Source organism: Aquabacterium sp., from assembly GCF_048860245.1.
Classification (GTDB): domain Bacteria; phylum Pseudomonadota; class Gammaproteobacteria; order Burkholderiales; family Burkholderiaceae_C; genus Aquabacterium.
The window spans coordinates 17,530-38,832 of the sequence record NZ_JBLIZW010000051.1; the positions used below are offsets into that span (position 1 = coordinate 17,530).

The following is a 21,303-nucleotide window of genomic DNA, read 5'->3' on the forward strand; positions in this document are numbered from 1 at the left end:
GCCATGCCCTCTTCCAACGGACCGCAGTCTTCGTCCACCCCCTCTCCGGCTCAACTGGCCAAAGCTGCGCTGCGCAGACTGGCTGAGCAACGCCTTGAACCCACGCCCGACAACTACCGCAAGGCGTATGACGCCGAAGCGGGCGTGCCGTCCAGCCCGCCAACGCCCAAAGAGCCTGACCCCACAGCCACACCGTCTGACGATGGCGAGCGTTGGTCAACGCTGATCACCCGGCTCCTGCGGGGCGCTGAGCGCGGTGGCCGCCAATGGACCACGGCTCGCAAGAAAGACAGCCTGCAGCGTGTGCTGGAGGGCAGCAAGAGTTCGGCGACCCGTTTGCATCAACGCCTGAGCCAACTGGTTCAAAGCTGGGACAGCGACACGCTCGACAGCACTTTGCTGGAAGGTGGCGACGAAAGCGCCGTGGCAGACGACAGCGCGGAGGTCTCTGCCCCGCCTTCGGTACCAGATCCGATGCCCACGGAGGCTGGCGAGGCACCCGCAATCCCCCCCGCGCAAAGCGATGTCACCTGGCCCACCATGGCCGTGCATTGCGTGACCTCGCTGCAAGACACCGTCATGGTGGCTTTGCCGCCTGATCAAGCCCAATCTGACGAGGCCGGGCGCGCCTTGCAGGCTGCGCTCATCAAGGGACAGGCGCTCAATCTGCCCGAAGCGGCGCATGAGCAAGTTCGACAAGACATCACACAGGCCTGCGACCAGGCCCGCCGCGTCATCGAGCATCGCCTGCATCTGGTCAGTCAATTGACCGAGCTGGTGCATTCGCTCACCGACAGCCTGGCCGATCTGGCCGAGGATGACAGCTGGGTGCAAGGCCAGACCCAGGCCATGCGCCACCAGTTGCAAGAAGGGTTGCACAACCGCGGTGTGCGCCACATGCAGCAACTGCTGAGTGACACGCGCGCGCGCCAACTTGAGCTCAAGCGCGAGCGAGAGGCCGCACGACTGGCGCTCAAGCAGCTGATTCACCAGATGCTTCAGCAGATTGCCGTGTTGGGCAACACGACCGACCGCTTCCAAAGCAAGTTGGGCGTGTACGCCGAAACCATTGGCGCAGCGGACTCGCTCGAAAGTCTGACCGGCATCGTGCGCGAAATGGTGGAAGAGAGCCGGACCGTGCAATCGGTGGTCGCCGAGACGCAGACCCGTTTGCAAGATGAACACACCCGCGCCAGCGAGCTGACCGAACGCGTGCGCCACCTCGAAGACGAGATCCGCAAGCTGTCTGACGAGGTGTCGACCGACCCGCTCACGCAGATCGCCAACCGCCGGGGTCTGATGCGTGCCTTTGAAGCTGAACAGGCACGGGTTGACCGCAACAATGCGCCCTTGGCTGTGGGCCTGCTGGATGTCGACAACTTCAAGAAGCTCAACGACCAACTGGGGCACCAGACGGGTGACGAAGCGCTGAAGTTCCTGGCCCGCCGGGTGAGCGAATGCCTGCGCCCGGTCGACGTGGTGGCCCGCTACGGTGGCGAAGAGTTTGTGGTGCTGCTGCCCGAGACGCCCATTGAAGAGGCTCAACAGGTGCTGACGCGTTTGCAACGCACGCTCAGCGCAGAGTTTTTCACGCACGACGACCGCAAGGTGTTCATTACCTTCTCGGCAGGGGTGACACCGTATCGTCAGGGCGAGGCCATCGAAGCCACGCTGGACCGCGCCGACGTGGCCCTGTACGAGGCCAAGCGCACGGGCAAGAATCGCACTTGCGTCAACTGAGGCTGACGTCGCCGCAACGGCGACTCAGCAGTGACTGATCTGCTCGGCCAAGCGGCGCAGCACCTGTGGAATCTGCTCGGGCAGGTCATCGGCAATGAGGCCGGGACCAAACACATGGGCGGCATCGCCATGCAGCCAGACGGCCGCACAGGTTGCCTGCCACGCCGGCATGCCCTGCGCCAGCAGGCCCACAATCAGTCCCGCCAACACGTCGCCCGAGCCGGCTGTGGCCAAGGTAGACGGCGCATGGGCATTGACCATGGCGCGGCCATCGGGGGCGGCCACCACCGTGTCTGCGCCCTTGAGCAACACGATGGCACCACTGAGTTGCGCCGCACGGCGGGTGCGCTCCAGCTTGCCCTCGCTCGGGTCAATCACCGAGGCCGGGAACAGCCGTGCAAACTCCCCCTCGTGTGGGGTCATGACAACCGGGCGACCGTGGCCTGCGATGGCAGCAAACAGCAAGGCCGGATCGTCTCGGAACACCGACAAGGCATCGGCATCGAGCACCACAGGCAGGCCACTGGCCAGCATGGTCAGCACCAGCGCTTTGACGCCAACCGGGTGGGTGCCGCCTGCAGCGCCCGGCCCGATCAACGCCGCGGTCAGGCGAGCGGTGTCGAGCAAGGTTTTCAGGCCCGCTTGCCACTGCGTGGCGCCCTCACCTGCCACAGGGTGCACCATGATGCTGGTCAGCGTGCTGGCGTACACCGGCCAGGCCGATTGCGGCACACACACGGTCGTGAGGCCGGCGCCCACCCGCGCCGCAGCACGGGCCGACAAACGCGGTGCACCCGTCATGATGGGTCCACCCCAGATCACGGCATGTCCGCGGTGGTACTTGTGGCCGGCTTCTTCGCGATGGGGCCACACCGTCCGCCAGGCGCAGGGGCAGTTGTCCCACACGCGCACGTCCAGCGAGGTCAAGACTTCAGGCTGGATGCCAATGTCGGCCACCACAACCTTGCCGCACAGGGCGCGGCCCGGCATGAGCATGTGCCCCGGCTTTTTGCGAAAGAAAGTGACCGTCAATTCACACGGCACCGCGCCGGTGGCTTCGCCCGTGTCGCCCCAGACGCCACTGGGCACATCCACCGCCACGATGGACAGCCCACGGGCATGGGCACGGCTCAAGACTTCAGCGGGCAGCCCCTCCAAGGGCTTGGACAGGCCCGCGCCAAACAAGGCATCCACGACCAGCTCCGCGCCGTCCAGACAGGTCATGTCCAGCATCTGCCAGGCAGGCTGCTGAGGATCGTGCTGGGCGCATTCGGCCACCCAGGCATCGGCAGCCAGACGGGCATCGCCTTTCAGCGCATCGACCGGCACCATCGAGGCCACGCGCACCGGCCAGCCCAAGGCATGCAAGGCTGACGCCACCACCCAGCCGTCACCGCCGTTGTTGCCGGGCCCGCACAAGATCACCGTTTGCCGAGGCGCCCAGCGCGCCATGATGGCCTGCGCCACCGCGCGACCAGCGTTGTGCATCAGGGTGATGCCAGGCGTGCCGCCCGCAATCGTGAGCGCATCGGCCTGCGCCATTTGCCCCACGGTCAAAAGTTCAAATGCCATGTCGAAAGAGCGCCGCTGCCTGAGCGCCCTTGCCTGTCGTCAATGCGCCCAGTGTGCCGCCATATTCAGCCCGGCGACAGTCCCAATAAGGGACGCGAGCCCAAAAATGACACACATGCATGTCACATGTGCGAGGGTCAGTGGCACTGAACCAGGTCGGTGGTGACAAATGCGGTCTGGTCACCATCTTGGGCACTGGCGGCCACGCAATGGATGTTGTGCCCCTCCAGCACGTTGCGCTCGCTGTTCACACAGCGGTCGGTGCTGGGGCATGAGCGGGACTCGCGCTTGTCGTACCAGTCGTTGTGCCAGGTCAGGCGCAAATGGGGCACGGGGCGGGCCTCGGTGCCCTTGTCGGCACACTTGCCGGCCGTCACCCAAGCCTCGGCCTGGTTGGTGCTGTACGCCGCCCAGAACGTGTTGGCGTAGCGCACATGCAGGCAAAACGGCGCGGCGGGCGGGCCAGACACGGGGCCTTGCGTGGTCGAAATGCTGTCCACCATCTTCTCTTCCGAGCTGACGGGAGGGCGCACGGTGCAGGCCGTCAAGGCCGCCACCATACAAAAAAGCAGACCATGGCGCAGTGTCATGGTCTGCATGATCGCCTGAAATGCTGCGCGCCAATCGTCGGTTCAGGCCCATCAGGCAGGGGCTTTTCGGGGGATTGGTGGCCACTTTCATGGCAGCATATGGCCCAACTCAACAGGGGGCTTGAACCCATTACAAACCGGCCCGCACCCATGGACATCACCCTCGAAACCGCTCAACGCATTTTGCAGTCCCAGCCGTTCAGCGAACACATGGGCGCCCGGGTCACACACTTCAGCCCAGACGGGGTGGAATTGCGCCTGCCCATCGACAGCAAATTGCACAACCAGCACGGCTTTGTGCACGGCGGCGCCCTATCGTACATGGCCGATAACGCCCTCACCTTTGCGGGCTCGATTGCGCTGGGCACTGCCATCGTGACTTCGGAATTCAAGATCAACTACGTGCGCCCCGCCAATGGCTCGGAATTGGTGGCCAAGGCCAAGGTATTGCACGGTGGTACACGACAGGCCGTATGCCAGTGCGAGATTTTGAGCGTGGCAGACGGCAACGAACGTTTGTGCGCGATCGCACAAGGCACGATTGCCTCGCTGAGCAGTGCGCGAAACGCTTGAAGAAGTTATTTGACCAACACACGACAGAGGGCCCGATGGGCCCTCTTCTTTTTGCGCGTCATGCGTGTCGGGTTTCCTGTCGCCTAACCTGGGCGGCTCGGATACAAGTGCGGCATTTCCGCTTTTCTGACGCCAACTTAGGTGATGGCACATGTAACAAGCGTCGTGTTACAAGCAGGTTAGGCGTCAATGTAACGCGACATTTTTGTCGCCTAAAACAAAGTTAGGCTTTCCACATGAGAACGCTCATCGCATTCTTAGTTGCGCCGCTAGGTCCCGTAATGGTTCTGGCTGCAGTACTCTTAAGCAGCGTCATCAGCAACAGAAGTTGGTCTGGTTTTTGGGAAGCGCTCCTTGCCTTCTCCGCGATTACCTACTTTTTCTATTTCATTGGGCTGCCTTTTATTTTCCCCATTTACCTTCTGCTTAAAAGCAAAGGGAAAGCCAATCTAAAAAATCTATTGCTGCTCAGCACGACTTTTGGGGCGATAGTGGCGCTCCCATTCTCCACTTTAGCACCAGCTTGGTTGGTTGTTGGTATAGCAATGGGCGCTAGCGCAGGGTTCGTTCTCCACCGCGTATTAGTAAGACAATCACCACTATCCACGAAGCAAATTGACACTTGATGTGCAGCACCAAAAGCCAAGCAGTCGTAGTTCAAAAACCTTCCACTACGCTCTCCAGCCTAACTGTAGGTTCAACGCGGACGCCAACATAAGCCATGCCTTCGGCATCTTCATGGCTTATGTTGGTACCCTCCAGCCTTCGGCTTCCGGCGCCGGTTAACCAGGGCGTTAGATGCCAGATTTGGCGTTGCGTATGCTCACAGAAAATCGATAGCCGCAAGACTGTTTTTGGCAACTCATAGCCACTACAATTTCTCCTTCATACCGTAGAGGAGATTGCGCGTGAAGAACTGGATATTTCTGGCTGTTGCAATCTTTGGCGAGGTCATCGCAACTTCCGCACTGAAGTCTAGCCATGGATTCACTAGGTTAGTTCCTTCCGTTGTAGTTGTGGCTGGCTACGGGCTTGCGTTCTATTTCTTGTCTCTCGCGCTCAAGTCCATTCCGGTCGGTATTGCTTACGCTGTATGGGCTGGGCTTGGCATCGTGCTTGTGGCAGCTATTGCTTGGATTTTCCATGGCCAAAAACTAGACTTCTGGGCGTTCATTGGCATGGGACTTATCGTCAGTGGCGTCGCCGTTCTAAACCTGCTATCCAAGGTCAGCGCACATTGACCGGGTTGGCATCTAACAATTCATTCAAGCCGACGCCGCTTCGCGGCGCGGCTTAATTCAGGCGTTAGGCTTTTCGTCAACACTCACCCTTGACATTCGTAGGCCCTAAAAAAGCATCATGGCAAAACGAGTTACCAAAGCAGAGAGCGCTGCAATTGGCATCCTGATTATTGTTGGCTTGCCTATTTTCTTCGTTTTCAAGTTCGTCGAGAGTGTCGGCGGAGTCGTTGCCACGCTTATCGTTCTTGGCGTCATTGGGGCAATAGCTTGGGCCAAATACAGCAGCAGGCAAAAGCGCCTTGCCTATCTTCGCAGCAAGTACGCCAGCGAGGAGACCGTTCAAGCGATCTTCAATGGACATGTATGGCAAGGCCAAACATCCGAGCAACTACAAGACTCGCTAGGCATACCCGCCGACATTGATCGAAAGCTGCTGAAGACAAAGTCCAAGGACATATGGAAATATCATCATCGTGGAGCTAATCGCTACGCCTTGAGAATCACCGTTGAAAATGGCCTCGTGGTTGGGTGGGACAAGAAGGCATGAATATGAGTATCTCAACCGCTTCCCCACCGGTCATCATCCTAACTGTAGGTTCAACTCGGACAACACAGGCTATGCCTTCGGCATTTTCATAGCCTGTGTCGGCCCCCTACGCGTTTCGCGCTCCGGCGCCGGTTAACTAGAACTACAAGGGCTATGAAAAAACACCTTCTCGTCTTCACGAACATCGCCTTGGCCGGCGTACTCACCGCATGCGCGCCTCAACCGCCCAAGTGCTCGGACGAAGGAACAACCAAGCTGCTACTGCAACTCTTGGTTGAAAGGCTCGCCGAAGTAACTCATGCTGACAAGGCCACCATTGAGCGCAAGCTTTCCATCATGCTGAAGCGCCCCGGGTTTCGCGGAGGCTCCAACACTGGAGAATGGAGCCATGAAGAAGTCCCCGAAGTTTTCCCCTGAGGTTCGTGAGCGAGCGGTGCGCATGGTGCAAGAGCACCGGGCTGAGTACCCGTCGCAATGGGCGGCCATCGAGTCCATCGCAAGCAAGATCGGCTGCGTGCCGCAGACCCTGCACACCTGGGTCAAGCAGCATGAAGTCGACGCGGGTATGCGCGATGGCGTCACAACAGCAGATGCCCAACGCATCAAGGACCTGGAACGTGAGAACCGCGAGCTGCGCAAAGCCAACGAGATCCTGAAGCTGGCCAGCGCGTTTTTCGCCCAGGCGGAGCTCGACCGCCGCATCAAGTCCTGAAGACCTTCGTCGACCAACACCGCAAGCAGTTTGGGGTCGAGTCGATCTGCCGTGTCTTGCAGATCGCCCCATCCGCGTATTGGCTTCATGCTGCACGTCAGCGGCAACCAGCCTTGCGCTCGCTGCGCACCCAGCGCGATGCGGAGTTGGCGCCGCAGATCCAACGTGTGTGGCACGCCAACTTGCAGGTCTATGGTGCTGACAAGGTCTGGCTTCAGCTCAATCGGGAGGGCGTCAGCGTGGCGCGCTGCACCGTTGAGCGGCTGATGCGTCTGCAAGGCCTGCAGGGTGTGCGTCGAGGCAAGGCGCAGCGCACCACCATTGCTGATCCGAAGGTCCCGTGCCCACTTGATCGCGTCAATCGGCAGTTCCGGGCTGAACGGCCCAATCAGCTATGGGTCTCAGACTTCACCTACGTCTCGACCTGGCAAGGCTGGGTCTATGTGGCCTTCGTCATTGACGTGTTCAGCCGCCGCATCGTGGGTTGGCGCCAGAGCAGTTCCATGCACACCGACTTCGTGCTCGACGCGCTGGAGCAGGCCCTGTACGACCGCAAGCCTTCCGAGGAGGATGGTCTGATTCATCATTCCGACAGGGGCTCGCAATACCTGTCAATTCGCTACAGCGAACGGCTGGCCGAAGCCGGTATCGAGCCCTCAGTGGGCTCCAAGGGCGACAGCTATGACAACGCTCTGGCTGAGACCATCAACGGCTTGTACAAGGCCGAGGTGATCCACCGCCGCGGCCCGTGGAAGACCAAGCAGGCCGTCGAGCTCGCAACGCTGGAATGGGTCTCTTGGTTCAATCACCATCGATTGATGGGGCCGCTGGGCAATGTCCCGCCAGCCGAGTTCGAGGCAAACTACCACCAACAACACGCTGGTCAGGCCGTGACCGCCTGACTTAAACCAACTGGCCTCCGCGAAACCCGGGGCGCTTCAACATTGACGAACTTGCGGTCCTTCAGCTTGGTCTGAGGCTTGTCCGGATCGGGCTGCCCCGTGAAATCCCCCATGACCCCCACCACAAAAGGAATTTCCTTTTGCTCGATGGCATCACCCACCTCCACGTCATACGTCAGTTGAACGCGGGGGGCTCGGACACGCCCCAATCGATCCTGAATGCTGTCTTTCTTGGCCATGACGATCCCTTCTTGAATTCGATTACTGCAAAGCGCCAAACGGGTTGTTGCGTGCTGCGGGACTAGCAGGCTTCACGGGTGCAGTCGGCTTAGCAGTTGACACTGCGGCCGTTTCTGATGCGACGACGTCAGCGCCCCCCGCACTGGCCACCTTGCGGGGCGCTGTACGCGCCTTTGCTTTGGCTGCAGGCGTGACAGGCGTGGCAGCTGTCGGGATCAGAATGGGTTCTCCGAGCGCTTCGCGAATGATGCGTGCAACGCTTTCAGCTTCGCTGCGCGTCGAGCCATTCACCTCATTGACTTTGCGCAATTGCTCCAGTGCCTGAGCACTCACGCGCAGGCCGCTGACGGCCAGAATGCTTTTTGCCGTCACATCGCTGACGTCGCGCTGAAGCACCTCTTCGGCGTCGGAAATGGCGAACCCATACTGCCGTGCATCAAAGTGGATTTGCGCCCTCTTGAGCCAAGGCTGCTTGGAGGCAGGGTCCAGTTTGATGGCCTTGTCAATTTGCTCAAAGGCCTGGTCCACCTGCCCGGCCTTGTGCGCCTTATCTGCAGCGGCAAGGTTTTCAACCACCTTCTCTTGCACCGCCAGTTTCTCTGCCTCCGGATCACGTTTAGGTGCAGTGGAACAGGCCGTCAGTGCGGCCAGCAAAACGATGGTCGCCATGCGAGACACGGCTCGCTGGGCATTCATCCCCTTCATTCGAGTACTCCCTGAATTTCTTTTGTTGGATGCTCGCAGCGGATCAAGCCACCACGGACAGCGCGCATTAAATCGAAATTCATTCTCCTTGCCCGCCCCCATTCGGGGGTGAATTACAGACTCTTTCATCTCGTTTCAAATGATCCCCCTCCATCAGGTGTGGCTCACACATTGATCCTTACATCGAACATAAAATTCGACAACCCGTTTCGCGTACGGGATCAAGAAAATGAACAAAACAATTCAGGGATGGATCCGACCATGCGTCATGGCGGCTTGCACAGCGCTTTCCGCGTGCGCCACCGCACCGCCAACTGTTGCCACCGCACTGAACGGTGGGCAGGAGATGCTGGACACCTCAAGCCCACCCGCATCGCAGGATCAGGGGTGGCTGGGCAGCATGACTGACAAGATGCTGGATGGGTTGGGGCTCAAGAAGCCCGATGTAGCCGACGTACCAGACAGCGCTCTCCCTGACCGACGGATCACTTGGCGCATCGCCGCCAGTTCATCCTTGAATACCACCGCTGATGGCCAGCCCTTGTCTGTGCTGGTCCGCGTATACCGACTGCGTGGCATGGACAGTTTCCTGCAAGCGCCTGCTGATGCATTTGGCGACCTCGACAAAGAAAAGGCGGCCATGGGAGATGAACTCATCAGCGTCAAGGAAGTTCAGGTCCAGCCCGGAAAGCGGTACGAAGCGTCGGAAAAATTTCCACGCGAGATCAAGTTCTTGGGCGTGGTGATGCTCTTCCGAAATCCTGCACCTGGCCGATGGCGCTATGCCTTCAAGGCCAGCACAGTCGAATCAACAGGCCTCTCCATCGGCGCACATGCGTGCGCGATGAGTGTGCAGATTGGCGAGCCACTGAACATGCCTTCCGGCGCCGCTCGCCACGCCGCCGTCGCATGCCCTGAGCGGATGTAAGCCCTCTTTCCTAAGCAAACGATGATCCATTCACAAAAGATTCTTTGGGGTGAGGGGCTGTTCCTGCGCCCTCAACACTTTCAGCAACAAGATGCTTATCACGAGTGGCGTCTGGCTCAGATGACGCGCCTGATCCACCCCTATGCATGGGGCATCAAGCACATCAAGATTGACACCGATGCACTCCAATCTGGCTTGCTGCGCATTCTGGAGATTCAGGCCGTCATGCCAGATGGCGAGTTGTTCAATGCCCCCAGCGAGGATGACCTGCCTCCCGCCATCGCATTGAATGAGCTGTCGAGCACAGACAGCGAAGAGATCTTTCACCTGGCATTGGCCCCGCTGCGTCGTGCAGGCAGCAACATGGCCAATAGCCAGGATGAAGCGGACACAGCCGTTCGCTACTATCACCACCACCAACAGGTAGCAGACCTCTTCACAGCATCCGTCACCGCAGAACTCACCACACTCAAAAAATCCGCGAAGGTGCTCTCCCATGGCGAGCCCCGATCTCATCTGATCAGTATGCCGGCCTTGAAACTCAAGCGTAGCTCTACAGGAGGCTACGAGCTTGACGGTCGGTTTATCCCGCCCACGCTTCAGATCCAATCATCGCCTGCACTCTTCTTGTATTTACGCCGACTGCTGGATGTCCTGCAAGCGAAGGTCGATGCGCTGTACGGCATGCACCGAGAGCCCAGCAAGAACATCATCGAGTTTCGCTCGGGGGATGTGGCATCGTTTTGGTTGCTGCACACGGCCAGCACGGCCTTTGCAGGACTGTCACACTTGGCGCGCCATGCCAGTTTGCACCCGGAGCGTCTGTTCGAAAAGTTGCTGGAGCTGGCCGGTGCCTTGATGACGTTCTCGAAGAACTACTCGTTAGCAGATTTGCCAACCTACGAGCACGCGAATCCAGGGCCGGCCTTCACCAAACTGGACCAGATCGTGCGCGAACTGCTGGAGACGGTGATCTCCACGCGCTACTTCTCCATCGCACTTCAAGAGAAGGTGCCGTCATTCCATGCAGGTCGGCTGGCGTCCGATCAAATTTCAGGGACCACGCAGTTCTTCCTGGGTGTCTCAGCATCCATACCGCCCGCCGAATTGGTCGAGATCGTGCCTCAACGCTTCAAGGTCGGTGCGCCGGATGACGTGGACAAGTTGGTGCTGTCCGCCATGCCTGGTGTGCGTCTCGTGCATGCGCCACAGGTTCCCGCGGCTGTGCCTGTTCGTCCTGGCTGTTACTACTTCGCCCTGGAGCAGCGAGGTCACCTTTACGAGCGCATGCTGCAAGCCCAGGCCGTGACCGTTTATGTGCCCTCCGGCATCCAGGACTTGGGGCTGGAGTTGATTGCCATCACTGCTTGATCGGACTTCATGATGCATTCCACACACGAGAGCCCAAGCCTTTTCGACCGGTCTCACGTCACAGGCCAGCCAGCGCACGAGCAGAATCGTGGCTACAGCAGTAGCTTGCTTGATCTGATGTACGACGGCTTCTACCTTCTGTTTTTGCTCCGCGCCAAGCACGCTCCGCTGGATGGCGACGTCTTCAGAGATCGCATCAAGCAGTTCTTGACCTCGTTTGAGCGAGGCGCAACGAGGTTGAACGCATCGGCCGAAGATGTCTACGCTTGCAAGTACGCGTTTTGCGCCACGATAGACGAAGCCATCCTCACGTCGAGCTTCAAGGTTCGGGACGCATGGCAACGCCTCCCCTTGCAAGTGCAGTTCTTTGGTGATCAGCTGGCCGGCGAGTTGTTCTTTGACAAGCTCGAAGCATTGCGCAGGGAGGGTGCACCGCGCGTGCAAGCCATGGAAGTCTTTCACATGTGCCTGCTGCTGGGCTTTCAAGGCAAGTACCTGATGGAAGGCTCGGAGAAGCTCGGCTACCTCACTGCGCGCGTGGGTGACGAGATTGCACGCATCAAAGGTCACGGCGCCGGATTCGCACCACATTGGGCGGCACCAGACCGAGTTCGACATCGATTGCGCAGCGAAGTCCCTCTTTGGGCCATCGCATCGATCATGGCCTTACTCGGCCTGACAGCCTTCCTGGGCCTGAATTGGCAGCTCACACGCTTCACCCGAGAGCGGTTGAGCGAACCACATCACATCGTCCAGATGGCACCGCAGGTTGCCAACATCACGATCACACTTCCCTGAGTGGGCGCGGCGTGCGAGGCCACTCAGTCTTTCGCGCGCTCATCTCCCAGGAGCGAGCGCAACTGCGCCACCCGTTCGCCAATTTTGATCTCCAGCCCTCGCGCTACGGGCTGATAGAAGGCTTGCGCAGGCATGCCGTCCGGAAAATACCGCTCGCCCGCAGCCACTGCATCGGGCTCGTCATGGGCATAGCGATAGCCATCGCCGTGGCCCAACTCTTTCATGAGCTTGGTGGGCGCATTGCGCAAATGCATGGGCACCGGTCGGGTCACGTCTTGCTTGACCCATGCCCGCACGGCCTTGTACGCGGTGTAAACCGCATTGCTCTTGGGGGCGACGGCCAGATACACGACGCACTGCGCCAAGGCGAGTTCACCTTCTGGCGAACCCAGTCGTTCATAGGTTTCGGCGGCATCCAGCGCCAGCCGCAACGCCCGCGGATCGGCCAAACCGATGTCTTCGCTGGCCATGCGGATCAGTCTGCGCACGATGTAGCGCGGATCCACGCCGCCATCAATCATGCGCACAAACCAGTACAAAGCCGCATCAGGATCGGAGCCCCGGACTGACTTGTGCAGGGCCGAGATGGTGTCGTAGAACTGGTCACCGCCCTTGTCGTACCTGCGAAGCTGTTCACCCAATGACTTTTCGAGTGCGGCCTCATCGATCAGGTCCCGCCCTTTGAGCATGGCGGAAAGGGTTTCGTAGGTGTTGAGCACGCGACGCGCATCCCCGTCGGCATACGCGATCAAACGCGTTTGGGCTGCGGGCGTGAGGGCCGGACCAGCGAGAGCCGCACGCCCGCGATCCAGCAGGGTGCTCATGGCGACATCATCCATGGCGCGCAACACGTGGACCGTGGCACGCGACAACAGCGCGGCATTGACTTCAAACGAGGGGTTCTCCGTCGTGGCGCCGATGAATGTGAACAGTCCTGACTCCACGTGAGGCAAGAATGCGTCTTGCTGAGCCTTGTTGAACCGATGCACCTCGTCGACGAACACGATGGTGCGACGGCCTAAGCGTTGCGCCGCCTGCGCCTGCTCCACCGCTTCGCGAATGTCTTTGACGCCCCCCAGTACGGCCGAGATGGCCAGGAACTGCGCGTCAAAAGCGTGGGCCATGAGGCGCGCGAGGGTGGTCTTACCAACACCCGGCGGCCCCCACAGAATCATGGAATGGGGCTGACCAGACTCGAACGCCACGCGCAAAGGCTGCCCGGGCCCCAAGAGGTGGTCTTGCCCAACAACCTCGTCCAAGGTACGAGGCCTCAATCGCTCGGCCAAAGGTACACCCACGGCGACACGCCCAGCAGGTGACGCTGACGTGGCAACGTCGCCCCCAGACAGATCAAGCGACAAACTCTCTTGTGTGCTCATGGGGAAATTGTCGCAGGTGTGACATCAGCCCATGCGCCCCGTGCCGCAACGGGGATCGCTCCAGATGGCATGCCCCCCCCCCCTAGACAAACCCTAATGGACGTGCCACAATCATTCATTCCCTGAAATTGCAGGGAATTTTCGTTCATCCCCTCTGACCTTTTTCAAGCCGGGCAACACCGTCGGGTGCTTTGCCAAGAGCGTGTCTTGAGTTCCGGTTGGCGGCGATGCCGTCGCTTTCAAACCGACTCACCGTGATCCTTCGAGCGCTGCGCGCGCCTGTCACGAAGTACGGACACGAATCCATAGCGACCCCACTTGGGGCTGGTCGACTGATCTGCGTATCAGCGTCATGGCCCCTGCAAGTCATTTGTCTTTGACTGACAAGTGGCTGAGCTTTGCATTGCTTGAAAGAAGTTCATGTCGAATCCAACACCTATTCAATCTGGTGAATCCCAGCTGGACGCCTTGGCACGCCGCATCGAAGCCGAGGCTTTTGATTGCGAAGCAGCCGAAACCGGTGAGCCCACGCAAGTGCACGCTGGCGGCCCCACGTTTACCGACCTGGGCCTGAGCGCACCGCTGTGCGCAGCCTTGTCCGAGTCGGGCTACACCCAACCCACCACCGTGCAGATTCAGGCCATCCCGGCCGCCATGCAAGGTGCTGACCTGCGTGTGGCATCCAGCACCGGTAGCGGCAAGACCGCCGCCTTCATGCTGCCCGCACTGGAGCGCATCATCGCCGCACGCGGCGACAACTCCAAGCGCCGCGAAAAGGGCAAGGTGCACGGCCCCCGCGTGCTGGTGCTCGCACCCACCCGTGAATTGGCCATGCAGGTAGCCAAGTCCGCCAGCACCTACGGTCGCCACATGCAAGGTCTGCGCGTGGCCACCGTGGTCGGCGGCGTGCCCTACGCTTACCAGCTCAAGGCTCTGAAGGGCCCGCTGGACGTGCTGATTGCCACACCTGGCCGCTTGCTGGATCACCTCAACACGGGCGCCGCTGTGCTGAGCAACCTGGAAGTGCTGGTGCTGGACGAGGCTGACCGCATGCTGGACATGGGCTTCATCGACGACATCGAAGCCATTGCCGACCAGACCCCTGCAGAACGCCAGACCTTGATGTTCAGCGCGACTTTCGCCGGTCACGTGGGCCAACTGGCCCAACGCATGACGCGCGATGCCGTGAGCATTGAAGTGGCGTCGCACACCGACAGCCACGACAACATCGAACAGCGTCTGCACCTGGCCGACACCCTGGCGCACAAGAACATGCTGCTGGACCGCCTGCTGGAAGACCGCGCACTGGACCAAGCCGTGATCTTCACTGCCACCCAGCGCGACGCCGACATCCTGGCCGACCGTCTGGCGGACGTGGGTCATGCTGTGGCCGCCCTGCACGGCGGCATGCCGCAAGGTCGTCGCAACCGCGTGTTGCAAGCCCTGCGCAACCGTCAACTGCGCGTGCTGGTGGCCACCGATGTGGCTGCTCGCGGCATCGACGTGCCCACCATCACCCACGTGATCAACTACGGCATGCCCATGAAGGCCGAAGACTACGTGCACCGCATTGGTCGCACGGGTCGCGCCGGTCGCAGCGGTCTGGCCATCACCTTGGCAGAGCGTCGCGACATCCCCATGGTGCGTCGCATCGAGCGCTTCACCACCCAACGCATCCCTGAGTCGGTGATCGAAGGCCTGGAGCCGAAGCTCAAGACCTTCGCCGACAAGGCTGCCCGCATGGGCGGCAAGTCGATGTCGGCCCACCGCGGCCGCGACGACCGCGCACCACGCTTTGGTGGTGAGCGTGGCGATCGCGGTGGTTTCGGTGATCGTGAGCGCCCACGCTTCGAAGGCAACCGCGAAGGCGGCTTTGGCGGTGGTCGTCGCGAGTTCCAGGGCGATCGCAATGAGCGTTTTGGTGGCGAAGAGCGTCGTTTCAGCGGAGACCGCGGCGGCTTTGGCGACCGTGGTGACCGTGGTCAGGATGGCGGCCATCGTGTGGTGCACAAGGCTGGCTTCAAGCCTGCTGGTTTTGGCGAACAGCGCAAGCCGTTCGGTGGCCACGAGCAACGCAGCTTCGAACACCGCGCGCCTCAGGATCGCTCGTTTGCCGACCGTGGCGCCCGTGGCAGCCGCCCGTTTGACGATCGCAACGATTTCGGCGGTGATCGCAACACCAGCGAGCGCCCTCAAGGCGACCGTGGCTTCGGCGGCGAGCGCAGCTTCGGTGATCGTCCGCACGGCAAGCCGTTTGGCGGCAAACCCGCTCACGGCAAGTCCTTCGGCGAAAAGTCGTTTGGCGGCGAGCGCAGCTTTGGTGACAAGCCCTTTGGCGGCAAGCCTTTCGGCAGCAAGCCCGGCTTCAAGTCGGGCGGCAAGCCCGGTGGCTTTGGCGGCAAGCGTCCTGGCTTCGGCAAACGCGAAGGCTGATGCCCGCTGAGCTTGGTGCCCACGCACCAAGCAAAACGCCAGATCCGCAACGAACGGATCTGGCGTGCTCTCAAATCAAGTCAGGTTGACAGCCCTGTTGGTTCCAACCAAAGGGAGATGCCTTGCGCATCAAGGCTGTTTGAGCACGTCGGCGCCCGCTGGCGGCACAAACTGAAACCGAGACGCCGGCAAGGCGGCCTTGGTATCGAATTGCATGAAGTCCAGCCGTGAGCGCTGGCCAAACCCATCCAGGATTTCCAACGCGGCCAACTGGCCCTGGCGGAATCCGACCCGCATGGACTGGAACTGCCCCTCTTTGTGACGCGGCAAGGCTTCCACCCATTCCAGAGACATCGTTGCCTGTTGAGGCATCGGGGCCGCGGACGCCGCACCTGATGAAGACGCAGCCACATTCTTGAGGGTGAAGTCCTTGTCCAGCGCCCCTCCGGCCAGCACGGCCGCGGGTGTGGCCCCCAGGGCATCACTCATGGGACGGACCGTGACCTGATTGAGGTCCACGTCGTACAACCAGACCTGCTTGCCATCCCCAACGATGACCTGCTCTGTCGGAGTGGCGTACGTGAAGCGGAACCGGTTGGGACGCTGGAATTCAAGAGCCCCCTGCGATTTACGCACCCGCTTGCCATCCGGAGACGTGACGGTTTGGGTAAAGGCTGCTCGTCCGCTTTGTACGTCTTTGACAAATTGGCGCAAGCTGCCCACCGCATCGGCATGTGCCGCCACAGCCCATCCGGACAACGCAACGGCCATGGCCACCCGGCGCAGATTCAAGTTCAACATCAGATTGCTTTCATCAAGCGTCCCACGGTGCCGCGGTGGCACCGCCCTCCCCGCCGCGAGCAGGGACAATGATTTCGCGGTTGCCATTGGTCGACATGGACGACACCAGTCCGGACTTCTCCATCTGCTCCAGCAACCGGGCCGCACGGTTATAGCCAATGCGCAGATGGCGCTGAACCAGCGAGATCGATGCTTTGCGATGCTGCAACACGATGGAGACAGCGTTGTCGTACATCGGGTCTTGCTCGCCCTCGCTGCCCCCCGCTGGTGAACCGTCCAGGTTGCTGCCTTCATCAGACAGGCTGCCACCTTCCAAAATGCCTTCGATGTAGTTGGGCTCACCCTGGGTCTTGAGGTATTCGACCACGCGATGCACCTCGTCATCCGACACAAAGGCGCCGTGCACCCGCGTTGGCAGGCCCGTACCCGGTGCCAGGTACAGCATGTCACCTTGCCCCAGCAAGGCCTCTGCCCCCATCTGGTCCAAGATCGTGCGGCTGTCGATCTTGCTGGACACCTGGAATGAAATCCGCGTGGGGATGTTGGCCTTGATCAGGCCCGTGATGACGTCCACCGAGGGACGCTGCGTGGCCAGTATCAAGTGAATGCCAGCGGCACGCGCCTTTTGCGCCAGACGTGCAATCAACTCTTCGATCTTCTTGCCGACCACCATCATCAGGTCGGCCAACTCGTCGATCACGATGACGATGTGCGGCAGTCGGTCGAGCGGCTCGGGCTCGTCCGGCGTCAGGCTGAACGGATTCGGGATGAGCTCGCCACGGGACTTGGCATCGTCCATTTTCTTGTTGTAGCCCGCCAAGTTGCGCACACCCATCTTGGACATGAGCTTGTAGCGTCGCTCCATTTCGCCGACCGCCCAGTTCAGCGCGTTGCCAGCCTGCTTCATGTCGGTCACCACCGGACACAGCAGGTGCGGGATGCCTTCGTAGACGCTCATTTCCAGCATCTTCGGGTCGATCAGAATCAGACGAACATCCCGTGCCTCAGCCTTGTACAGCAGGCTGAGGATGGTGGCATTGATGCCCACCGACTTACCAGAGCCGGTGGTGCCGGCGACCAGACAGTGCGGCATCTTGGCCAGATCAGCCACCACAGGAGCGCCGACGATGTCCTTGCCCAGACCGATGGTCAGCATGGACTGCGCCTCGTGGTAGATCTGAGAGCCCAGGATCTCGGTCAAGCGAATCATCTGGCGCTTGGCGTTGGGCAACTCCAGCGCCATCAGGTTCTTACCAGGAATGGTTTCGACCACGCGGATGGACACCAGCGACAAGGAACGAGCCAGATCTTTGGCCAGATTGACGATCTGCGAGCCTTTGACCCCGGTGGCAGGCTCAATCTCATAGCGCGTGATGACCGGGCCAGGCGACGCCGCCACCACACGCACATCCACGCCGAAATCCTTGAGCTTCTTCTCGATGAGGCGCGACGTCATCTCCAGCGACTCGGCCGTCACCGTTTCCATGCGACCGGGCGCGGCATCCAGCAGGTCAATCTGAGGCAGCTTGTTATCCCCCATTTCAACAAATAAGGGTTTCTGCTTTTCCTTGACCACGCGCTCGGACTTGGGCACCTCGATCACCGGTTGCTCGATGATGAGCGGCACGGGCTCAGCCGGCAGCTCATGACGCACCTCCTCGACCACCCGCTCACGCTCAATGGCGGCCTGCTCCCCAATGCGGATGTCTTGCTCGACCTCGCGCTGGGCTTCGCGCTTTTGACGCAGTCGATCGGTCAACTCCCCGATTTTCTCGGCCACATCCAACCAGGAGAAACGAAAGGCCATGGCGGTGCCGACCACCAACAAAGCGATCCACAACACGCCAGATCCATTGAATCCCAGCCAATGCATGCCCAGCTGACCCAAGGCCATGCCCAACACGCCGCCAGCATGTTCCCCTGGCACGGCCAGTTCATTCCGATAAAGACGCGACCATTCCAGCGCGCAACTGGCCGCAACCAGCACCACCACGCCCAACCAGAAGCGCCAAGACGTCAGGCTGCGCTCATGCGGCACCACCGGCGACGCACCCGACACCGACACGCTCGCCCCGGTGTCACGTCGCAGCCAACGGGCCAAGGCGCCCAACCACACACGCAAGCCGATGAGCAGCAACCACCATGCCGAACGACCGAACAGCATCATGGCAATGTCAGCCCCATAGGCCCCCAGTTGCCCCGCCCAGTTCCGGGGCTCAGTGTTCTGCCCAGAGGTGGTGAATGCAGGATCGAGCGGACTGTGACTGATCATGGCCAGCAACGCCAAGACCCACAGCACGCCACTGATGAAGAGTGCGACCTGAAATCGAAACGTGTTTTCCAGAGGTTCAACAGGCCCCGCTGCCGGCACGGCCGCCTGCCTGTGGAATCGCCCACCCATGCGCGTCGTCACAGCCGGACTGTCGGAATGAAGGGATCCGAGAGGAAATGTCATGTCGTCATTTTGATGGCAATTTTTGCCTTGGCTCGACGTGGCCCCACAAAGTAAAACGCCCCTGAAGAGGGGCGGTTTACAGGTGCGAACAAAAAAGATCAGGCCGTCGATGCCAACCGTTCCTTGAGCACCACGCTGCCGGTTTCCTGCGTCTCGATCAAGCCACGCTCTTCAAGGTCCTTCATGACACGGCTGACCATCTCACGTGACGCACCGACATGCTTGGCCAGATCTTGGCGAGAAACCTTGCCGCGAATGACCTTTTCTCCCGCATCCTCATCTGCCATGTCCAGCAAGGCACGGGCCACACGACCATACACATCCAGCAAGGCCAAGGACTCGATCTGACGATCGGCTGCGCGCAAACGCTGGACCATGCCACGCAAGATGGCGTAGGCCAGAGAGGAGTTTTCGGGCAGGCAGCGCGCAAACTCGGGGCGCCCCAAGACCAGAACGTCAGTTTGCACCTCGGCACGAACAGTCGCAGAATGCGGCTCGTTATCGATCAGGCTCATCTCGCCGAGATAGTCGCCAGCCTCCAGCACAGCCAGAATCACCTCACGACCACGCTCATCTGCTGCCACCACACGCGCACGCCCAGTCAACAGAATGAACAGTGCATTGGTCTTGCGGCCTTTCTCAACAATCAACTCACCACGACGGTAGCGACGCTTGACCACGCCCTCGGCCACGGACTCGGCTTGGGCCGGCGTCAGCATCGAGAACAGCGGAACGCGCCGGATCAGATCAAGATTGGACAACATGGCCATGTGGGGTGCTCCTCGTGAGTGAAGACTGAATTTTTCTGAGTCTGTCGGTTCCACACACCTTAAAACAGGTCTTTTTGACCCGCACAGGAGTGTGACAAACAGGCTGTCTCTACAATTTTCGGCTGTGTACCGGAAATATTTAGCACTTTAACGAGTGGACGTTAATCGGCATACCAGAACTTGCCCCCGGTTCGCCGCACAGTTTGCATCCAGTCGACATCAACATCTCGAAAGGCCTCATTCATGAGCACGCCCCAACATAGCCAGGTTCTGATCCTGGGCTCCGGCCCCGCAGGCTACACCGCTGGCATCTATGCTGCCCGCGCCAACCTGAAGCCCACCCTTGTCACTGGCATGGCCCAAGGCGGCCAATTGATGACCACCACCGAAGTGGACAACTGGCCGGCAGACGTGCATGGTGTCCAGGGCCCCGATCTGATGCAACGTTTTCAGCAGCATGCGGAGCGTTTCCAGACCAGCATGGTGTTTGATCACATCAATGAAGTGGACCTGTCCAAGCGCCCCTTCACACTGAAAGGTGACGCCGGCACCTACACGACCGACACCCTGATCATCGCCACCGGCGCATCGGCCAAATACCTGGGTCTGCCGTCCGAAGAGGCGTTCATGGGCCGCGGTGTGAGCGGCTGCGCCACCTGTGACGGCTTCTTCTACCGCGACCAGGTGGTTTGCGTGGTGGGCGGGGGCAACACGGCTGTGGAAGAGGCGCTGTACCTGTCGAACATCGCCAGCAAGGTTCACCTGATCCACCGCCGCGACAAGTTCCGCGCCGAACCCATCATGAACGACAAGGTCATGGAGAAGGTGGCCGCCGGCAAGATCGAGTTGCACCTGTTCAACGTGCTGGACGAAGTGCTGGGCGACCAGAGCGGTGTCACCGGCGTACGCCTGAAAAACGTCAACGACGGCAGCACCAAGGAATTGGAATTGAAGGGCTGCTTCATTGCCATCGGCCACTCGCCCAACACCGATATCTTCAAGGGCCAACTGGACATGAAGGACGGCTACATCGTGACCCGTGGTGGCAACAATGGCTTTGCCACCATGACGAGTGTGCCCGGCGTGTTTGCTGCGGGCGACGTGCAGGATCACGTGTACCGTCAAGCCATTACCAGCGCCGGCACGGGCTGCATGGCCGCCCTCGACGCTCAGCGCTTCCTGGAGCAGGAACAAGGCTGACCGGACTTTCGCGAGATTCGCGCGACAAGCTTTGCCAAGTTGCCAGAATCTCGCTATAATCTCGGTTTTTGCAAAATTCGTCCCGGAGTGGATGCGTCAAGCTACTTGATGCGGATGCTTCCGGAAGGGTGCTTCAACAGGGCCGAAGCCAGCAATGGCGTCAACGCCCCCTGCTCTGGGCATCGATCGCAACATAAGCGCAATACAGCGAACGGAGAAGCGTCATGGCACGCGTCTGTCAAGTCACGGGCAAGGGCCCGATGTCCGGGAACAATGTTTCCCACGCCAACAACAAGACCAAGCGTCGTTTCCTGCCCAACCTGCAGTACCGTCGTTTCTGGGTCGA

At 60.3% G+C, this 21,303-nt stretch carries 20 protein-coding genes, 1 pseudogene and 1 other annotated feature; of the genes and pseudogenes, 13 read left to right on the forward strand and 8 right to left on the reverse strand.

Annotated features, from left to right (window positions below; genetic code table 11):
* Positions 1 to 3 precede the first annotated feature (3 nt).
* Positions 4 to 1,740, forward strand: a complete 1,737-nt coding sequence (locus ACMV18_RS06025; protein WP_420817094.1) for a diguanylate cyclase domain-containing protein — start codon at positions 4 to 6, stop codon at positions 1,738 to 1,740.
* 24 nt (positions 1,741 to 1,764) lie between these two features.
* Here the strand turns inward: ACMV18_RS06025 and ACMV18_RS06030 are convergent, their stop codons facing one another.
* Both ACMV18_RS06030 and ACMV18_RS06035 read right to left on the reverse strand, forming a co-directional pair.
* Entirely contained in the window at positions 1,765 to 3,312 is a 1,548-nt protein-coding gene (locus tag ACMV18_RS06030) for an NAD(P)H-hydrate dehydratase (protein WP_420817095.1), read from the reverse strand.
* A gap of 137 nt (positions 3,313 to 3,449) precedes the next feature.
* Positions 3,450 to 3,911: a hypothetical protein gene (locus ACMV18_RS06035; RefSeq protein ID WP_420817096.1), complete on the reverse strand. Its 462-nt coding sequence runs from the start codon at positions 3,909 to 3,911 to the stop codon at positions 3,450 to 3,452.
* A gap of 141 nt (positions 3,912 to 4,052) precedes the next feature.
* Here ACMV18_RS06035 and ACMV18_RS06040 point away from each other — a divergent pair, with 141 nt between their 5' ends.
* The 6 genes from ACMV18_RS06040 (at position 4,053) to ACMV18_RS06065 (ending at position 7,877) form a co-directional block, all read left to right on the forward strand.
* Positions 4,053 to 4,475 carry a PaaI family thioesterase gene (locus ACMV18_RS06040; protein WP_420817097.1) on the forward strand — a complete coding sequence of 141 codons (423 nt, stop codon included), beginning with the start codon at positions 4,053 to 4,055 and terminating at the stop codon, positions 4,473 to 4,475.
* Positions 4,476 to 4,711: 236 nt separating this feature from the next.
* The gene (locus ACMV18_RS06045; RefSeq protein ID WP_420817098.1) at positions 4,712 to 5,101 is read left to right on the forward strand and encodes a hypothetical protein; all 390 of its coding nucleotides are present in this window, start codon (positions 4,712 to 4,714) and stop codon (positions 5,099 to 5,101) included.
* A 282-nt stretch (positions 5,102 to 5,383) separates the two neighbouring features.
* Positions 5,384 to 5,716, forward strand: coding sequence for a quaternary ammonium compound efflux SMR transporter QacF (locus ACMV18_RS06050; protein ID WP_043876060.1), 333 nt, complete (start codon positions 5,384 to 5,386; stop codon positions 5,714 to 5,716).
* Positions 5,717 to 5,834: 118 nt separating this feature from the next.
* Positions 5,835 to 6,263 (forward strand): DUF2845 domain-containing protein, encoded by a 429-nt coding sequence (locus tag ACMV18_RS06055; protein ID WP_420817099.1) that lies wholly within the window; start codon positions 5,835 to 5,837, stop codon positions 6,261 to 6,263.
* A 153-nt stretch (positions 6,264 to 6,416) separates the two neighbouring features.
* On the forward strand, positions 6,417 to 6,680 hold the full coding sequence (locus ACMV18_RS06060; protein ID WP_420817100.1) for a hypothetical protein: 264 nt from the start codon (positions 6,417 to 6,419) through the stop codon (positions 6,678 to 6,680).
* Positions 6,652 to 7,877, forward strand: a protein-coding gene (locus ACMV18_RS06065; protein WP_420817101.1) for an IS3 family transposase whose coding sequence is annotated in 2 segments (ribosomal slippage) — positions 6,652 to 6,940 and positions 6,940 to 7,877 — 1,227 coding nt in all. Because the reading frame shifts where the segments join, the coding sequence is not laid out codon by codon here. Before ACMV18_RS06060 ends, ACMV18_RS06065 begins: the two co-directional genes overlap by 29 nt.
* Positions 6,930 to 7,046, forward strand: a sequence feature (AL1L pseudoknot). It overlaps the preceding gene by 117 nt.
* Positions 7,878 to 7,912: 35 nt before the next feature.
* Here the strand turns inward: ACMV18_RS06065 and ACMV18_RS06070 are convergent.
* A pseudogene (locus ACMV18_RS06070) lies at positions 7,913 to 8,116 on the reverse strand (type VI secretion system contractile sheath small subunit); the annotation flags it as partial.
* Between the two features lie 22 nt (positions 8,117 to 8,138).
* Entirely contained in the window at positions 8,139 to 8,822 is a 684-nt protein-coding gene (locus ACMV18_RS06075) for a hypothetical protein (RefSeq protein WP_420817102.1), read from the reverse strand.
* Positions 8,823 to 9,090: 268 nt separating this feature from the next.
* Here ACMV18_RS06075 and tssJ point away from each other — a divergent pair, with 268 nt between their 5' ends.
* The 3 genes from tssJ to icmH are packed head-to-tail and all read left to right on the forward strand — an operon-like array spanning position 9,091 to position 11,919.
* Complete coding sequence (gene tssJ, locus ACMV18_RS06080) at positions 9,091 to 9,750, forward strand: type VI secretion system lipoprotein TssJ (protein ID WP_420817103.1); 660 nt, start codon at positions 9,091 to 9,093, stop codon at positions 9,748 to 9,750.
* 21 nt (positions 9,751 to 9,771) lie between these two features.
* Positions 9,772 to 11,121, forward strand: a complete 1,350-nt coding sequence (gene tssK / locus ACMV18_RS06085; protein ID WP_420817104.1) for a type VI secretion system baseplate subunit TssK — start codon at positions 9,772 to 9,774, stop codon at positions 11,119 to 11,121.
* 9 nt (positions 11,122 to 11,130) lie between these two features.
* Complete coding sequence (gene icmH / locus ACMV18_RS06090) at positions 11,131 to 11,919, forward strand: type IVB secretion system protein IcmH/DotU (RefSeq protein WP_420817105.1); 789 nt, start codon at positions 11,131 to 11,133, stop codon at positions 11,917 to 11,919.
* Between the two features lie 23 nt (positions 11,920 to 11,942).
* Here the strand turns inward: icmH and ACMV18_RS06095 are convergent, their stop codons facing one another.
* Positions 11,943 to 13,298 carry a replication-associated recombination protein A gene (locus ACMV18_RS06095; RefSeq protein WP_420817106.1) on the reverse strand — a complete coding sequence of 452 codons (1,356 nt, stop codon included), beginning with the start codon at positions 13,296 to 13,298 and terminating at the stop codon, positions 11,943 to 11,945.
* Between the two features lie 420 nt (positions 13,299 to 13,718).
* On the opposite strand from ACMV18_RS06095, the gene ACMV18_RS06100 reads away from it, so the two are divergent.
* Entirely contained in the window at positions 13,719 to 15,731 is a 2,013-nt protein-coding gene (locus ACMV18_RS06100) for a DEAD/DEAH box helicase (RefSeq protein WP_420817107.1), read from the forward strand.
* Between the two features lie 129 nt (positions 15,732 to 15,860).
* Here ACMV18_RS06100 and lolA read toward each other — a convergent pair whose 3' ends face one another.
* The 3 genes from lolA to ACMV18_RS06115 all read right to left on the reverse strand — a co-directional run bounded on the left by lolA (position 15,861) and on the right by ACMV18_RS06115 (position 19,757).
* Entirely contained in the window at positions 15,861 to 16,532 is a 672-nt protein-coding gene (gene lolA / locus ACMV18_RS06105) for an outer membrane lipoprotein chaperone LolA (protein WP_420817108.1), read from the reverse strand.
* A gap of 13 nt (positions 16,533 to 16,545) precedes the next feature.
* Complete coding sequence (locus ACMV18_RS06110) at positions 16,546 to 18,987, reverse strand: DNA translocase FtsK (protein WP_420817109.1); 2,442 nt, start codon at positions 18,985 to 18,987, stop codon at positions 16,546 to 16,548.
* Between the two features lie 98 nt (positions 18,988 to 19,085).
* Positions 19,086 to 19,757, reverse strand: coding sequence for a Crp/Fnr family transcriptional regulator (locus tag ACMV18_RS06115; protein ID WP_374256386.1), 672 nt, complete (start codon positions 19,755 to 19,757; stop codon positions 19,086 to 19,088).
* Positions 19,758 to 20,000: 243 nt separating this feature from the next.
* Between ACMV18_RS06115 and trxB the strand changes: the two genes are divergently transcribed.
* Both trxB and rpmB read left to right on the forward strand, forming a co-directional pair.
* Positions 20,001 to 20,957: a thioredoxin-disulfide reductase gene (gene trxB / locus ACMV18_RS06120; protein WP_374256388.1), complete on the forward strand. Its 957-nt coding sequence runs from the start codon at positions 20,001 to 20,003 to the stop codon at positions 20,955 to 20,957.
* A gap of 224 nt (positions 20,958 to 21,181) precedes the next feature.
* Positions 21,182 to 21,303: 50S ribosomal protein L28 (gene rpmB, locus ACMV18_RS06125; protein WP_420817110.1), on the forward strand; the 122-nt coding region annotated here is incomplete at its 3' end.

Excerpts from the sequence above, each read along its gene's own strand:
- ACMV18_RS06095 (WP_420817106.1), bottom strand. The coding sequence starts at position 13,298 with ATGAGCACACAAGAGAGTTTGTCGCTTGATCTGTCTGGGGGCGACGTT.
- ACMV18_RS06100 (WP_420817107.1), top strand. The coding sequence starts at position 13,719 with ATGTCGAATCCAACACCTATTCAATCTGGTGAATCCCAGCTGGACGCC.
- icmH (WP_420817105.1), top strand. The coding sequence starts at position 11,131 with ATGATGCATTCCACACACGAGAGCCCAAGCCTTTTCGACCGGTCTCAC.
- ACMV18_RS06035 (WP_420817096.1), bottom strand. The coding sequence starts at position 3,911 with ATGCAGACCATGACACTGCGCCATGGTCTGCTTTTTTGTATGGTGGCG.
- ACMV18_RS06030 (WP_420817095.1), bottom strand. The coding sequence starts at position 3,312 with ATGGCATTTGAACTTTTGACCGTGGGGCAAATGGCGCAGGCCGATGCG.
- ACMV18_RS06025 (WP_420817094.1), top strand. The coding sequence starts at position 4 with ATGCCCTCTTCCAACGGACCGCAGTCTTCGTCCACCCCCTCTCCGGCT.
- ACMV18_RS06115 (WP_374256386.1), bottom strand. The coding sequence starts at position 19,757 with ATGGCCATGTTGTCCAATCTTGATCTGATCCGGCGCGTTCCGCTGTTC.
- ACMV18_RS06075 (WP_420817102.1), bottom strand. The coding sequence starts at position 8,822 with ATGAAGGGGATGAATGCCCAGCGAGCCGTGTCTCGCATGGCGACCATC.
- tssJ (WP_420817103.1), top strand. The coding sequence starts at position 9,091 with ATGGCGGCTTGCACAGCGCTTTCCGCGTGCGCCACCGCACCGCCAACT.
- lolA (WP_420817108.1), bottom strand. The coding sequence starts at position 16,532 with ATGTTGAACTTGAATCTGCGCCGGGTGGCCATGGCCGTTGCGTTGTCC.
- ACMV18_RS06110 (WP_420817109.1), bottom strand. The coding sequence starts at position 18,987 with ATGACATTTCCTCTCGGATCCCTTCATTCCGACAGTCCGGCTGTGACG.
- trxB (WP_374256388.1), top strand. The coding sequence starts at position 20,001 with ATGAGCACGCCCCAACATAGCCAGGTTCTGATCCTGGGCTCCGGCCCC.
- ACMV18_RS06055 (WP_420817099.1), top strand. The coding sequence starts at position 5,835 with ATGGCAAAACGAGTTACCAAAGCAGAGAGCGCTGCAATTGGCATCCTG.
- ACMV18_RS06040 (WP_420817097.1), top strand. The coding sequence starts at position 4,053 with ATGGACATCACCCTCGAAACCGCTCAACGCATTTTGCAGTCCCAGCCG.
- ACMV18_RS06045 (WP_420817098.1), top strand. The coding sequence starts at position 4,712 with ATGAGAACGCTCATCGCATTCTTAGTTGCGCCGCTAGGTCCCGTAATG.
- ACMV18_RS06060 (WP_420817100.1), top strand. The coding sequence starts at position 6,417 with ATGAAAAAACACCTTCTCGTCTTCACGAACATCGCCTTGGCCGGCGTA.
- tssK (WP_420817104.1), top strand. The coding sequence starts at position 9,772 with ATGATCCATTCACAAAAGATTCTTTGGGGTGAGGGGCTGTTCCTGCGC.